General features: G+C 51.4%; 11 protein-coding genes. 7 read left to right on the forward strand and 4 right to left on the reverse strand.

Translation table 11 applies throughout. The features are described from left to right. The first annotated feature begins 36 nt into the window (after window positions 1-36). The gene (locus ACN0YN_RS29470; RefSeq protein ID WP_417388470.1) at window positions 37-3522 is read left to right on the forward strand and encodes a PVC-type heme-binding CxxCH protein; all 3486 of its coding nucleotides are present in this window, start codon (window positions 37-39) and stop codon (window positions 3520-3522) included. 16 nt (window positions 3523-3538) lie between these two features. On the opposite strand, the gene ACN0YN_RS29475 is transcribed toward ACN0YN_RS29470, so the two are convergent. From ACN0YN_RS29475 to ACN0YN_RS29485, 3 genes are read right to left on the reverse strand one after another with little or no spacing between them, the layout of a single operon-like run. Next, window positions 3539-4531 carry a reverse transcriptase family protein gene (locus ACN0YN_RS29475; protein WP_417388471.1) on the reverse strand — a complete coding sequence of 331 codons (993 nt, stop codon included), beginning with the start codon at window positions 4529-4531 and terminating at the stop codon, window positions 3539-3541. Further along, entirely contained in the window at window positions 4510-4848 is a 339-nt protein-coding gene (locus ACN0YN_RS29480; RefSeq protein WP_417388472.1) for a helix-turn-helix domain-containing protein, read from the reverse strand. Before ACN0YN_RS29480 ends, ACN0YN_RS29475 begins: the two co-directional genes overlap by 22 nt. A gap of 34 nt (window positions 4849-4882) precedes the next feature. Next, complete coding sequence (locus tag ACN0YN_RS29485; RefSeq protein WP_417388473.1) at window positions 4883-5128, reverse strand: hypothetical protein; 246 nt, start codon at window positions 5126-5128, stop codon at window positions 4883-4885. A 512-nt stretch (window positions 5129-5640) separates the two neighbouring features. Here ACN0YN_RS29485 and ACN0YN_RS29490 point away from each other — a divergent pair. From ACN0YN_RS29490 to ACN0YN_RS29515, 6 genes are all read left to right on the forward strand, one after another. Next, on the forward strand, window positions 5641-6648 hold the full coding sequence (locus tag ACN0YN_RS29490; protein ID WP_417388474.1) for a hypothetical protein: 1008 nt from the start codon (window positions 5641-5643) through the stop codon (window positions 6646-6648). A gap of 290 nt (window positions 6649-6938) precedes the next feature. Continuing rightward, the gene (locus ACN0YN_RS29495) at window positions 6939-7772 is read left to right on the forward strand and encodes a hypothetical protein (protein ID WP_417388475.1); all 834 of its coding nucleotides are present in this window, start codon (window positions 6939-6941) and stop codon (window positions 7770-7772) included. 403 nt (window positions 7773-8175) lie between these two features. Next, window positions 8176-9669, forward strand: coding sequence for an aldehyde dehydrogenase family protein (locus tag ACN0YN_RS29500; protein ID WP_417388476.1), 1494 nt, complete (start codon window positions 8176-8178; stop codon window positions 9667-9669). Window positions 9670-9987: 318 nt separating this feature from the next. After that, window positions 9988-13131 (forward strand): PSD1 and planctomycete cytochrome C domain-containing protein, encoded by a 3144-nt coding sequence (locus tag ACN0YN_RS29505; RefSeq protein ID WP_417388477.1) that lies wholly within the window; start codon window positions 9988-9990, stop codon window positions 13129-13131. A gap of 2 nt (window positions 13132-13133) precedes the next feature. After that, a complete protein-coding gene (locus tag ACN0YN_RS29510) occupies window positions 13134-14594 on the forward strand; it encodes a DUF1501 domain-containing protein (protein ID WP_417388478.1) in 1461 nt (486 codons plus the stop codon). Between the two features lie 185 nt (window positions 14595-14779). Next, complete coding sequence (locus ACN0YN_RS29515) at window positions 14780-15352, forward strand: tetratricopeptide repeat protein (protein WP_417388479.1); 573 nt, start codon at window positions 14780-14782, stop codon at window positions 15350-15352. Between the two features lie 91 nt (window positions 15353-15443). Here the strand turns inward: ACN0YN_RS29515 and ACN0YN_RS29520 are convergent, their stop codons facing one another. Continuing rightward, window positions 15444-15647, reverse strand: coding sequence for a hypothetical protein (locus tag ACN0YN_RS29520; protein ID WP_417388480.1), 204 nt, complete (start codon window positions 15645-15647; stop codon window positions 15444-15446). Window positions 15648-15710 lie beyond the last annotated feature (63 nt).

The raw sequence follows: 15710 nt of genomic DNA on the forward strand, positions 1-15710 counted from the left end.
TCCTACCTGTTATAGATCTCTGCAAGGATCGTTCCTGTGATAAATCAAGCCGTGTTACCTTTTCAACGTTTTTTCTTCAGTTCTGTCTGTCTGTTATGCCTGTTTTCTGTTTCGACAGTGCAGGCCCAGCGAGACCTGACCGACATTCCACCGCCAGATCCGGAACTGGAACGCAAGTCATTCAAAGTGGCTGAGGGGTTTGAAGTCAATCTGTATGCGGCTGATCCCCAGATCGCGAAACCAATCCAGATGAACTTTGATGCCCAGGGACGACTCTGGATTGCTTCTTCCGAAATTTATCCGCACATCAAGCCGGGCGAAAAAGCCAACGATAAAATTCTGGTGGTGGAAGATCAGGATGGAGATGGAACCGCCGATAAAACAACGGTCTTCGCTGATGGTCTCCTGATTCCTACGGCAGTCATGCCCGGTGACGGCGGTGCCTATGTCGGCAACAGTACCGAACTGCTGTTTATGAAAGACACCGACGGCGACGGCAAAGCCGATGTCCGCAAAACGGAACTGGCAGGATTTGGGACCGAAGATACGCATCATATTCTGCACACGCTCCGCCGCGGACCCGCGGGTCAGCTGTTTTTTAATCAGTCGATTTACATTCACAGCCATATCGAAACACCGTATGGCGTGCGACGTCTGAATGGCGGAGGTATCTGGAAATATCAACCGGAGACCATGGAACTGGAAGTCGTGATGCGGGGTATGGTCAACAGCTGGGGCCATCACTTTGATCGCTGGGGGCAGTCGTTCTGCACGGACGGTGCCTACGGTCACGGAATCAACTACACTTTCCCGGGTGCTGCTTTTGTGACGGCGGTGGGCATGGATCGGATTCTGAAAGGATTGAATCTCGGCAGCCCCAAACATTGCGGTCTGGAAATTCTCAGTGGTCGCCATCTGCCCGATGACTGGCAGGGGAACATGATTACCAACGATTTTCGCGGGCACCGCGTCTGTCGCTTTGTGGTGACCGAAAATGAAGCCGGCTATGTTTCACGCGAACAGGTTGAACTGATCAAAACCGATCATGTCGCCTTTCGACCGATTGATGTGAAGATGGGGCCCGACGGTGCGATTTACATCGCAGACTGGTACAACCCGATCATTCAGCACGGCGAAGTCGATTTCCGCGATCCCCGTCGCGATCATACGCATGGCCGCATCTGGAGAGTGACCTATAAAGGCAAACCGACTTTGCCACGACCGAATCTGGTGGATGCCACGAACCAGGAACTGCTGGAAGCATTGAAGCTGCCCGAAGAATGGACGCGACAGAACGCCAAAAATGTCTTGCGGGAGCGGGGCCGGGAAAAAGTGGAAGCCGATCTGCAAGCCTGGCTGAAAGCACTTGATCCTCAAGACCCGCAGTATGAACACAACCTGTTGGAAGGTTTGTGGGTCGCGCAGAGTATCAGCAGTGTGCAGCCGGAGTTGTTGAAACAATGTCTGTCTGCCAAAGATGGTCGCGCCCGGGCCGCTGCCGTCCGTGTTGCCCGGCACTGGAAGGATCAACTGCCTGAAACGTATGCTTTGATCGCGTCACTCGCCAATGATGAACATCCTCGTGTGCGTCTGGAAGCAGTTCGCGCGCTCTCCTGGTATGATCAGCCGACGGTACTGACGGATGCCTACCAGGCACTCGATCATCCGGCGGATGAATTTCTGGATTATGCCTTGTGGCTGACGACCCGCGAAACGAAATCGATCTGGCTGCCTCAGGTGCTGGAAGGGACGTCTGTATTACAGAAAGAACCAAAGAAGCTGTTGTTTGCCTTAACGGCCGTCAATTCTCCTGAAGTGGCTCCCGTGATTACGAAGCTGATTCAAACCGGACAGATTCCTGACAGCGAACTGCCGAGCAGTCTGAGTCTGCTGGGGAAATTTGCCAACGCCGGTGATCTGCAGCAGTTGTATGAACTGGCTCTCAAACCGGAAACGAAGCCCAGCCATCAGGCGGCAATTCTACGCACCCTGGCGCAGGCCGTTCAGGCAAGAAAAATGCGACCGAAGGGGGAACTGGAAGCGTTACAGCAACTGTTCCGTTCCGACAATCCGGCTGTTCAGCAGGCGGCGATGGAATGTGCAGGGCTCTGGCAGATCAGTTCTCTGCAGCAGCCGATCCGCGAACTGGCACAGTCGGATCAGACCAGTCTCGACCTGCGCAAGACCAGCCTGCATGCACTGGCACGACTGGGGGGCAAAGAGAATCAGGAGTTGTTACAGAAACTGAGTGCAAGTGCAGACTCGCAGGGACTGGCGATTGCTGCTGTTGCTGCTCTGGCGGAAATGAATGTCAAGCTGGCTGCCGCTCAGTGTGTCAGCCTGATGCAGACGGTGACGGCTCCCGATCAATTGACTGCACTGTCCAATATCTTCCTGCAGCGCAAGGGAGGAACAGGAGTGCTGGTAAACGCATTGAAGGGGAAAACCATTGCCAAAGATGCTGCGATTCACCTGGGGCGATCGATACAGTCGACGGGCCGTTCCAATCCGGAACTGGCGAAAGCGATTGCTGTTGCCGGAGGATTGTCGAGCAGCGGGGCTCCGCAACCGGTGAATCTTTCACCTGAAGAAATGGCAAAACTGATCCATGCTGTGAAAACAACCGGAAATGCGCAGCGCGGGGAAGCCATCTTCCGCCGTGAAGATCTGTCCTGCCTGAAATGTCACGCCATTGGTGGCGCGGGGGGAAAAGTCGGACCTGACCTGATCAGCCTGGGGGGAAGTTCTCAGCCGGATTACATTGTCGACTCGCTGCTCAATCCCAATAAAGCAGTCAAAGAAAACTACAATGCAGTTACGGTGGTCACGCTGCAGGGCAAAGTCTATTCAGGAATACTCGTGCGACGTTCTGACAGTCAGCTCGTGCTGCGGGATGTGAATGACAACATCATGAATATTCCCCTGGATCAGATTGACGAAGAATCGCCGGCGGCTTCACTGATGCCGGTAGGTCTGCTGGAGAAACTGACTCAACAGGAACTGACCGACCTGGTACGCTTTCTGACCGAGTTGGGTAAAACCGACGCGTATACGATCAGCAAAGATCGTGTGGTCCGTCGCTGGCGGGTGATGAAAGGGACGCCGGACGCCATGAATGCAATTCGACGCACGCGGCACGCGACCGCTGCGACAGAAAATCCGGCGTTCATCTGGGAACCGGCTTACAGCCGCGTAGATGGAAGTCTGCCTGTCCGCAAGTTCGACGAGATCGGCAAGCTGCATGTCTCGAACCGGGCGAAAGGAGCAGCGTTTGTCCGCTGTGAACTGGAAGCGCTATCCCCCGGCAAAGCGATCCTGAAATTTAATTCTGTCGATGGCTTGAAAATGTGGCTCGGAGAAAAACCGATTGTCCTCAAGCCGGAAACCGAAATCGAACTGACCCGAGGCGTGCACCGCCTGACCTTCGCGATTGATCTCACCCCCGAACGGGATGTGCTGCGACTGGAGTTACTCGATGCACCCAGCGCGCCGGCTCAGGTGGAGATTCTGAACGGGAAGTGAAATCAAGATGAGTTAGTCAGGCAGGAATTTCGTCTTTTTTTCTGAGGGTTTTCTTCAATGCAACAAGGTTTCGGTCGCTTGCTACTTTTACTACTCTATCCCATGGAATCAACTTAAAGATTTTAATTAAATATTTTCCACGATGGGGATTAATCCATCTTACAAATTCAACTCTACCGCGGATTTGCCCTTCAGTAAAATATGGGCCTTCAAATGTTTGGTTATTTGCGAGGCTCTTTGCATCTTTAAGTTGTCTCTCTAATTCATCTGCATACTCTTTTTTCACGTCTAACTTTTTATTATTTAATATCCTGATTCCGGTTATTGATGTCTTCTTACCAAGTTGAGAAAACTCATTCTTTGTCTGGTTGATATTAAACCCCTGGCTACAAAGGATGTCAGTAACTATATTCTCAAATCCACTTTGGTACAAATTAAAGTGTCCTGAGATACTTATATCATCCACAAAGCGTGTATATACAAGACCTGCTTTAAGACACGCTGTTCCAATTCGCTTATCAATATTTGAGATTAATTGATCTGCAAGAATAGGGCTGGTAATTAAGCCTAAAGCAAGATGGTGTTTATAAGTACAAATTCTTGTGCAAACTCGAGCGACATCTGGACTACAGTTGAAGTCCTTGAGAAACATTTCATATATACGCGAATAGCGGATAGACGGATAAAAATTTGAAATGTCAGTTTTAAAAATGTAAGACGAAGAAAGATGAGCTTCAGCGTTTGTTTTAATACTTCGTCCTCTGATACCACCGTGTGTGTATATTGATGGCTTAAGTTTTTTAAGAAGTATTCGACTATATAAATTAGATTGCAGTCTCCGAAGTTCTCCTGTCACATTGACAACTTCACGTTTTTTATTTGGTTTCGCTGGATCATTCAAAATCAGAGTTTGATAGTAATCGTCAATACTATCACATACATTCGTGACTAGTTCCTGAGACGTATTGAGAGTTCTTGTTAGGTGTTTCAGCTGTCTGAGGTTAAGCATGTTAAATCTGAGTCCCTTCTCTGATGTTCAACAAGATACTCAATTCTCTCTTGCCATGCTTTAGAAAGTTCTGCTGCCGCTTCTTGAACCGAAACAGGCAGCTTGTTTATTTGGCCACTTTCACACCAGTGGTAAATGTAAAGGTCAATTCCCCATAATTGGCGATAACGATCTAGCAAATCTTGCGAAGGTTGATTCTTGTTCTTCTCAATGTTACATAAATGGACATTGCTAACACCGAGTGCTTTAGCTGTTTCAGATTGTGTCCATCCAATAGTTTTGCGAAGATTTTTAGCTGTCGTACCTATACAATTCATGAAATCGTCCTGATATTTTGGATTTTGGGAGGTCTTAGGGGTTCTTTTGCCCGGTAATGTGTAACATTGCTTCTGCTGTTAGTTCTTCTGCCAGATCTATATCTGGAGGAGAGCTCCCTAAACATTGTTCTACTCTCGAATCAAAAAAATCTAAGACCTCCCAAGTAGTTGAGCCAGGATCTTTACCCAGAAAAAGTGATCGCCAAAACTTCTTTAATGTAGCGATTCGTTCTTCATCAGATTTCGACCCTGGCAGTAACTTAACATCAATGGCATCCATTGATTCACCTCCGTGAAATTCAACTAGTAATGAGGAAGCTTTACATATGCATCCTCGAATCCAATGCTGCTGCACACACGATGTGTGGGCAGCAGCCAGCAGACATGATGTCGGAGATGAGAGACAACACGCCGGCCAGACATGCGACGTTTTTGGACGTCGGTTCAGGCCCTCGCGGGCAACCCACATTTGTGGGGCACGGAAGAATTAAGTTACATACGTGTATTAAAGCGGCACTTTAAAAAAAGTCAATATTACTAATGGGCAACATGCTGGTTCTATTTAAATAAATTACTAATATATTTGTTTAAGTGTCTGATAAAAAAAGAGTTAAGCGCTATTGTCTATTCTGTCACTTTTGAGAAATAATTAAAAACTTCACCATATGTGTACGCGTGATCTATAGTACCTAGAGAATTAGTTGACTGCATTAATTGGGCGGACATTCTTTACTGGCTATACCGCGCATATCTTAATTCCGACTCCAAAGTGTATTGTAAGGTTAAGACTCTGTGAGTACTCCACCCCCCCGCCGACGTCGTAAGCCACCGCGGCCTCCTTCAGTAAATCCAGCCGAAGTATTAGAGCCGAAGAAAAAACGACACAGCAACGCCAGCAGATTCCACAAGCGGCGTAATGAGTCGATGATTTGGGGGATTGTCATCGGTGTCGCAGGACTGGTTTTGATCTACGGTCTGTTCTTCCTGGACTGGCATGATATCGGCGGAGTCTTCGGTCAGTCACGGTCTCACGCGAAACTCTTGAAAGACCTGGAGTATTATCAAAATGAGCAGCTCGAACTGGTTTCTTCTTTTCAAACGAAAGAACAGGCAGAGGCTGCTGTTCCCCGACTGAATGAGATCGCGAAAGAGCTGGCAATCATTTCTGCAGAATTCGATGATTGGGTGATCGTAGAAGAGAAGGATGACATTGAAGCCGCGATGCAGCTTCCGCCTGAAGTGCGAGAAGAACACAGCAGGTTTGCCAGGGACTTCCAGCAGAAACGCAGTCAGCACTCCGCTCGCCTGACACAGGAAATCAATCGCCTCAGGAGAGAGTCAGGTTTCGGAAACTATATCAATACTCTTGTTGTCAACTCACGTACTTATGGCGGTCGTCATGCTCGAGAGTGGAAGTTGAATAAAGCGAAAGAAGGTGTCTTCAAAGAGGGTTATTCACCTGTGACCGCGGGAACGGTACTCACGAAAGGGATGCAGATTCAGGGAATTAATTCTCAGTACGACTGGCAGGATTGTATTGTTAAAGAAATCTATTCAGACGGTAAAGTGCGAGTCAATTTTATCGATGGCAATCCCCACAGTTTATTTGGTGGTCAGGGATTCTTGGATTATAAGTACGAGCGGGATCGACTGCGGATTCCTGATGTGATTTCCGTCAGGAATCATTCTGGACCAACGCAAAACAGGAATGGAACGGCTCAGCCTGCTCCAGGTGGAACTATGGGACGACGCATCGATTTCCCGCCTGCCAGACGTACCTCCCCCAATCGCTCTTTTTAACTTGCTGATTTCACGCGGCGCTTCAGCGCAGACCAGATGATGAACTGGCGGCAGTCACATTGAAACACAGATACGTTTCAAAGTGAAAAGAGATGTATTCAAGAGTTGATCTTAAGTAACGGGTGTTTATAGAATGTTGTGTTACATTCGTGCATCAGTTGTCTGGAGCGTTTCAAATTTACTAGAGCATTACTCAGTCACTTATAGTTGGTCCATTTGTCCCTCGTGTCGTTTCAGTAAAACCGGGCACACACTATGTTGACTTGAGTCTGAGATAAGGATTGATTTCTGTGGATACCCCACCTCCCCGCCGTAGAAAACGCAGACCATCCAGTTCCCCGGAAGCAGAGTACCAGTCACCTCGCAGAAGAAAAAAGAAGCCGGGTACCAGCAGTAAAAAAAAGTCAAAAAAACAGTCCGTCAATAACGCGACACTGATGAAGGTCGGTCTGATCTCTGCCGGTGCATTGGTGCTGGTCGCCGTCATATTCATGGTGGACTGGAAAGGGGTAGGCAAGAATCTGGGGTTGGGAAACTCTCATGAGAAGATCCTGAAGCAGGTATTGGCAATCAAAGGGAAGCAGGCGGATATTTTTGCTTCCATCAAAGATGAAGCGAGTGCCCGGGCCGCTGTTCCACGTATGAAAGAATTAACCGTGGAGATTGCGCGTGCAGGCGCGGATCTCAAAGAATTGAAAAAGACAAATAAATTAACCCCGGAAGAGGACAGGGAGCTTAAGGCAAAATACGAGTCACTGAATAAGGAAACAGATGCACGACTGAAAAAAGAGATGGAACGAATCCGTCAGCTTCCAGGCATGGCACAGGTCATGGCAGAAGTATTTCGGGAAGTTCTATTAGCTCAGATGGAAGCCCAGACTCAAATTCGCAAAGAAGCAGCCGAAGCCGGGTTTAACGCCAGTGGCTATTCTCCTGTGACAGACAGCACCAGTCTTGAGCCGGACATGCGGATTGAAGTTCTCACTTTAGGCGATATCTGGAGACCGGGAACGGTGAGAGACGTCGCCGCCAATGGCAATGTGAAAGTGAACCTGGATATGCATAAGAACTTAAATGCCCTGGATCAATATTATCCACGCAATAAATTGAGGCTGCCTGATTAATTCTAAGCTTCGAAAATGGTTACTGCCTCCTGCTGTTTGGATTGCTCGTTACCAGTTTCCCCCCCCTCAGATCTGAACTGCCCGATTGACAGACGGCTTTGTTTGTGCAACACAGGCATTCTGAGTCGAGAGTGTAGAGGGATTGCGTAGACTGAAGGCGTCTGGAAAGCAAGGGGTGAATTCTCTCTTAACGGAAAGATGCAAAACCGGTTCCCGCTGATCTGGAAAACTAAAAAGTGTTTACGGTTAAATTCCGGATTGGTTCCAGTTATGATTGAGAGAGGCAGCAGGAAGCGGTCGGGGAATTCAATGCAATAACTGGCTCTGAAATCAAACACTGAGATGTTTTGAAGTTCGGGGCGCGAAGCAGTCTTAACTGAAAATCATTAAACAGGAGCGCGCGATGTCTACAACAACTGCGAATGATCTGTATCCCGAAGTCCAAGCCTTTCTGGAAGGGGGACCGCTCAGGGGAGTCGTCGGCGGAAAAGAGATCGAATCCACGGGGGGCGAAACCTTCGTGACGTCCGATCCCGGTTCGGGAAAGCAGCTGGCGGAAGTCTTCAATTTTCAGGCAGCAGATGTGGATATGGCCGTTGATGTCGCGGACGCCGCATTCCGCAAAACCGGCTGGGCCAAGCTGCCTCAAAACGAACGCAGCGCACTGTTGCATCGTCTGGCGGATGCCGTTGAAAAACACAAATGTCAGATCGCACAACTCGAAGCACTCGATGCCGGCAAGATCGAAGCCCAGGCACAAGGCGATGTGCAGAACTTTGTCGACACGGTCCGTTACTTCGCCGATCTGGCACAACACGTTCAACGACGTTCGGTACTGGCAGTGAAAAATCACGAAGCCTGGACGGTGCGTCAGCCTTACGGTGCCTGCGGATTCATCTTCCCCTGGAACTTCCCCTTCCTGTTGATTGGCTGGGGAATTGCACCCGCGCTGGCCGCCGGTAATACCGTGGTGATCAAGCCCGCTGAAGACACACCCATGTCGGCCATCTACCTGGGACGCCTCGCGAAAGAAGTTGGCATTCCCGATGGCGTGATTAACATTGTGCCCGGCGATGGTGCCGTCGCAGGCGCTGCTTTGTCGGCCAATCCCAAACTGAAACGCATGTCGTTCACCGGTTCTCCCGAAGTCGGTCGTCTGGTGGCGGAAGCCTGCGGGCGCAACCTGGTTCCCGTCAAACTGGAACTGGGAGGCAAAGGGGCCGCGGTCGTCTTTAATGATGTCGACATTCCGGATACAGCAGAAAAGCTGGTTAATGCGATCACTTTCCACACCGGCCAGGTCTGCTGTGATGCAACCCGCTGGCTGATTCATAAAAACATCTACGATGAATTTGTGAATGAATGTGTGGGCCGTCTGCAGAAAGTGCAGGTCGGGTATCAACTGGATGATGCCTCACAAATGGGGCCAGTGGTCAACGCCAAACAGCGTCAGCGTGTGCTTTCGTACCTGGAAAAAGGACAGGCCGAAGGTGCTGAATGCTTGCTGGAAGGGGGCGCTGCGGATGTGCCCGGTTATCAGGGGAATTATGTCAAACCGGCGCTGCTGGCAGGTACGCTGGACAATGTGGCCGCCCGGGAAGAGATCTTTGGTCCCGTGGCATTCCTGGCACCGTTTGAAACTGAAGAGCAGGCGATTGAGATGACCAACAGCACCGACTACGGTCTGGCTAACAGTGTCTGGACGTCCGATCTGTCACGGGCCGCCCGCGTTGCCGAAGCGATGTGTGCCGGCAACAGCTGGATCAATGCACACAACGTCTTTGCCCACGGTATCCCTTACGGCGGTATCAATAAGAGTGGTATGGGGGGCGGCGTGCTTTCCGTCGAAACCCTGTTTGATTACTGGCGGAGCCTGTCCGTCGTGCGTCCTCTGTAATCAGGGACGTGTCTTCAACACGAAAATCAGTACGAAACCCGCAGGTGTTCTTTCCGCAGAAACGCTTGCGGGTTTCTCTGTTTTCTGACCCGGATCAAGCGAAAAGTTCAATTCAGCGGGTCCAATCTGCTGAGTCAATCGAAAAGCGCTTCTCAGTCGGCATCGTACCTTGACAGGCGTTATTCACAGGCCTTAATATCAATAATACGATCCGTTTGCTGGGACCCACCTGTCTCCCGGACCATGATGGCATGTTCCGGTTCTTAAGAGACGCACCAGGATCAAATTCCGCTATAAAAAACAGAGGGCATGGTAAGTATGCGTACCCTTTCTCTGCGACACTGGCTGCCTCTGCTGGTTGTCGGTATCTCCTGTCTGACGCTGTTTGCAGAAGAAAAAAAGTCGGCTCCGGAAGTCAAAGCCGTTGCGACGGTCGACTTCAGTCGTGATATCCGGCCGATTCTGTCCAACAACTGTTTTTTCTGTCATGGTCCCGATGAAAAACATCGCGAAGCTGATCTGCGACTGGATACGAAAGCGGGTGCTTTTGAGTCAGCGATTGTTCCCGGCAATCTCAAAGAGAGTGCGCTGATTGAACGGATTCTCTCCACTGATCCCGACATGCAGATGCCCCCTGCGGAGTCGGGTAAAAAACTGAAGCCGGCGGAAATCGAACTGTTGAAACAGTGGGTTCAGCAGGGCGCTGCCTGGCAGGAACACTGGGCGTATCTCAAACCCGAACGGGCAGACTTGCCGGAAGTCAAACAGAAAGACTGGCCGAAGAATGAGATCGACTATTTCGTATTGGCACGATTGGAAAAAGCGGGGCTGAAACCTGCGAAGCCGGCCGACAAACGAACGCTGGTGCGACGGCTCTACCTGGATCTCTTGGGCTTACCCCCTGCGAAAGAAGAAGTGGAAGCGTTCGTGAATTCGAATGATCCCCAGGCTTACGAAAAGCTCATCGATCGTCTGCTGGAGACGCCTCAATATGCAGAGCGGATGACTCTCAAGTGGCTGGACCTGGCACGCTATGCGGATACGAACGGGTATTCGATCGACGGCGGCCGTCATATGTGGCTCTGGCGCGACTGGGTGATTGACGCTTTTCACAAAAACAAACCATATAATGCATTCATCACCGAACAGATTGCCGGCGACCTGTTGCCCGATGCCACCCCCTGGCAGAAAGTGGCGACCGGATTCAACCGTAATCATATGATTACTCATGAAGGGGGAACGATCCCCGAAGAGAATCTGGTGAACTACACCGTCGATCGGGTCAAGACCACGTCGGAAGTCTTCATGGGGCTGACCATGGGGTGTGCCCAGTGTCACGATCATAAATACGATCCGATTACGATGAAAGACTTTTATCAGTTCTTCGCGTACTTCAATACGCTCGAAGATAAAGGGCTGGACGGCAACTTCGGCATCAACTCGGGCCCCAAAATAAAAGCGAAAACAGAAATTTCCTTTGCGGCTGCAGAACTGAAGGCGCTCGATCAGGAAATTACACAGATCCAGTCCAGGTTGAATCACCCCGATGCAGTCCGGCTGGCTGAGTGGGAAAAGCAGGCCCGTCTGGAATTGGCACAGCGCGGAAAAGATTTAAAACTGCACGAACTGGAAGTGGTCAAGATTTCGGACCCGAATACCCGTACCGACTTTGAAATCAGTGAAGAGGGGCACGTACTCGCGTTATCTCCCAGCGGACGCTCTCCCTCCATTTCATTGAAGATCAAGCCCGGAGTGGAAAAACTAACCGGCTTACGAATCGTATTTTATCCCAATGATAAAATGCCCCGCAGTAGTATCGGCCATGGTAAGCCAGGGTCATTAGAGGGGGGATTTCTGTTAACCAGTTTTGCTGTTTCCGGAACGTCGGTTCCCTCTGATCAGGTTGACCTGTATGCGATGTTAAAGGTGGCCAGGTTAACGGCGAGTGCTTCGCATCCTGATTATCCTGTGGAAGGCTGCCTGGACCCGCGCGATCATACGGGCTGGTCGCCCGCGCCACAAAATCAGAGTCAGCAGAATCTGACGGTCACCTTCGATCGACCTTATGCAACAAAAGACGCCTCCTATCTTACAGTCATGCTGGTTTGGGGAGATGGAAAATTTCGGTACGGTCAGCGGTTAATGGCCGGAGATTACAAAATCTTTGGGATATCCGGTGTGGATGATGGCACGAATATTCCGGTCGAGATTCAAAAAATCTTGTCCGTTCCTCGGCATGACCGCGCTGAAAGACAAACGACTGCTCTACAGCTGTATTACAGTCAGATTGCCCCCGAGTTCAAAAACCTGTGGTATCAACTGGAGAATCTCAAAGAACGCCGTCAGATGTTGACCGATGAGTTTGAGACGATGGTCATGAATAAGGCTGCGAAACCCCGCGAAACCTTTATTTTGGATCGGGGGCAGTACGATCAGCCCACGGTCAAAGTCAGCACGGGAGTGCCGGGCTTTTTACCGGGGCTGCCTGACAAGGCTCCCGAAAGTCGACTGGCGTTAGCAGAATGGCTGACTTCCCGGGAGAATCCGCTGACGACCCGCGTGGCGGTGAATCGGTTCTGGGAAATGCTGTTCGGGCAGGGAATAGTATCTACGACGGCGGACTTCGGTTCGCAGGGAGACCCTCCCACGCATCCCCAGTTGCTGGACTGGCTGGCGGTCGAATTTTATGAGCAGGGTTGGGATGTGAAACACATTCTGCGGAAGATTCTGCTCTCGGCGACCTACCAGCAGTCTTCCGAGGGAACACCCGAACTCTGGAAAGACGATCCGCAGAACCGGCTGCTGGGCCGCGGTGCCCGGTTCCGCTTACAAGCGGAGACGATTCGGGATGCAACGTTGAAAGTTTCTGGTCTGCTTGTTGAGCGGGTCGGCGGCGCGAGTGTGAATCCGTATCAGCCCGAAGGCTTGTGGCGGGAAGTCAGTCATTACGGCAGTTCCCCGGCGACGGCGCAGGTCTTCGTGCAGGATCATGGCGAGAAACTGTATCGTCGGAGCATGTATACCTACTGGAAACGGACAGTCCCACCGCCGAACATGCAGACCTTTGATGCACCGAATCGTGAAGTCTGCCTGGTGAGCCGCGCACGCACGAATACCCCGCTGCAGTCGCTGGTCCTGTTGAATGATGTGCAGTTTGTGGAAGCGTCCCGCAATTACGGAGAACGCATCATGAAAGAAGGGGGCGAGGATGTCGAATCACGTATCCGCTTCGCCTTCGAAGAAGCGTTAGGCCGCGCTCCCGCAGCCTGGGAAGTGCAGACGCTCAAACAGGCCTACCAGCGTGAGCTGAAAAATTATCAGGCGAATGAAGCTGCGGCGAATGCGTTGTTGAATCAGGGTGAATCGCAGCGCGATCAAAGTCTGCCTGCAGCGGAAGCCGCAGCCTGGACCACCGTGGCGAGTATGATTTTCAATACCTACGAATTTATCACACGGGGATAAGCATGGATCCTGTATTTGAATATGAACGAAATCTAACCCGTCGGACACTGCTGGGCCGCTCGGCACGAGGCATCGGAAGTGCCGCACTGGCGAGCCTGCTGCAGCCGGAGCTGTTTAACGGGAGCGTGCAGGCTGAGACGACGATTCCTGAAGGCGTGCAGAAGATTGCGCCCAAAGCGAAGCGAATTATCTACCTGTTTCAGTCGGGCGGACCGTCACACGTCGATCTGTTTGATTACAAGCCGGTACTGCGCAAGCTGCATGGTTCGGATCTGCCTGATTCCGTCAAAGGGACACAGCGTGTCACCGGCATGACAGCGGGACAGAAATCATTTCCCGTGGTGGCCCCCTTCTGGGAGATGAAGCAATGCGGCGAGCATCAGACCTGGATCAGCGAACGACTGCCTTATACGCAGACGATTGCCGATGATATTACGATCATCAAATCGGTACACACCGAAGCCATCAACCATGATCCGGCGATCACATTTATCAATACCGGTTCTCAGCAGATCGGCTATGCCAGTCTGGGATCGTGGCTCAGTTATGGACTGGGGAGTGAAAACGAAAATCTGCCCGCGTACATGGTGATGCTGTCACAGGGGACCGGAAAGAATCCCGGACAGCCTCTGTTCGATCGACTGTGGGGATCGGGTTTTCTGCCCCCCAGTCACCAGGGAGTCAAACTGCGTCCCGGTTCGAGTCCGGTTTTGTACCTGTCGAATCCGGCAGGCATTGACCGCAAGCAGCGACGCAAACTGCTCGACGATCTGGCAACGCTGAACCGAGGACAGGCCGCAGAGATTGGTGATCCGGAAATTCAGGCGCGGATTAACTCGTATGAGATGGCTTACCGGATGCAGACATCGGTGCCCGGGCTGATGGATCTTTCCGGCGAGACGGAACAGACGTTTGAAATGTATGGACCTGAAGTGCGCAAGCCAGGCAGCTTCGCGGCGAACTGCCTGCTGGCCCGGCGGATGTCGGAACGGGGCGTGCGGTTTGTGCAGCTGTTCCACCGGGGCTGGGATCAGCATGTCTCGCTCAAGAGCCAGTTACCCAACCAGTGTCAGGACGTGGATCAACCGTCGGCAGCGCTGGTCAAAGATCTGAAGCAGCGGGGACTGCTGGATGAGACGCTGGTGATCTGGGGAGGCGAATTCGGTCGGACGGTTTACAGCCAGGGTAAGATCGGCAGTCCCAGTTCGGGCCGCGATCACCATGGACGCTGTTTCTCGATCTGGATGGCCGGAGGCGGGATCAAAGGGGGCTTCGAATACGGCAAAACGGACGACTTCTGTTACAACATTGTCGAGAACCCGGTTCATATTCGCGATATGAATGCCACCATTCTGCACTGCATGGGCATCGATCATCGGCGGCTGACCTATCCCTATCGTGGTCTGGACGCCAGGTTGACAGGCGTCGAAGAGGCCCACGTGGTAAAGGGAATTCTGAGCTGATCGCAGGCGTGATCGCGGCAGGCCCGAATCGTATTGCAGCAAACCGGGGTTCTGGTCTACATTACGCGTAGAGGGGATGTCATTCCCTGCTGCGGTCTGACTGGATGTCTGCTTGTAAGTGCTTATATATAAGTTGCTTGCGGATACGCCTGTTGCTGTAGTCGGGGTCAACAAGGATGTGTTTCATGCTGAATCTGTCGTTGCGCCTGCTGTCGGGAGGCGTGCTGTTACTGCTGTGTCTTTCGGCATGTATTCCAGTTCCGATGACAACCCCTGAGCTTTATCGGCCCCTTTCTCATTTCGATCCGGCGGATAATATCACGGAATATGAGAACCAGCTGGCCCGGTTCAACCTCGCGATTGAAGCGGATCCGACTGATATTGATGCCCGTTTCGCCCGCGCACTGCTTTATATGGGTGTCGGCAAATATCTGCCCGCCGAGGATGATCTGACGGCAGCGATAAAAATAGCAGATCGTGGTGGCAATTACAGTTCAGAGCGTCTGGCTTCGATTTATGTACATCGGGGACTGTTACGCTGGAACGCTGAAAAGATCGATCTGGCGATTGCCGATTACTCGCGGGCCATCGAACTGGATCCGGACGACTGGGAAGCGTACTTCCATCGCTGGCAGGCTTACAACCATCACGATGAGCCTGAGAAAGCCGAGCAGGATCGGGAGCACGGGATGAAGCTCAAGCCCAGCGTCTTCAAGAAAGAGTACGTGTTACGCTACGACGGAATCGTGCTGAATTAAGCGACCAGCGAAAGTTGCGAACATGGTGACGGAGCCTCTGCCGCGTGAGCAGTTGATCTGATACGGTGATCGTGTGAGTTCCGTTTTTGTCTCAGTTGACCTGCCTGTAGAGCTTCCATCGACCGTTTTGGATGACGTATTCGGTGATGCCTTGATTGGTGACTTCAAGAAGGCGTTTACCGCTTCTCCTGTCATAATACTGTTTATAGTCATCATCATAGAGAATGAGCGCTTTCAGCGGGCCTTTGGGGATCAGCGGGGAATCGACGGGTTTGCCTGTTTTAGAGCGCGTCACATTTTAGTCTAGCGCGAATGCGGTAAGTCTGGTAGACTGGTGAAGTCTCATTTCATGGAGGAT

Origin of the sequence: Gimesia sp., assembly GCF_048260065.1 — a bacterium.
GTDB lineage: Bacteria > Planctomycetota > Planctomycetia > Planctomycetales > Planctomycetaceae > Gimesia.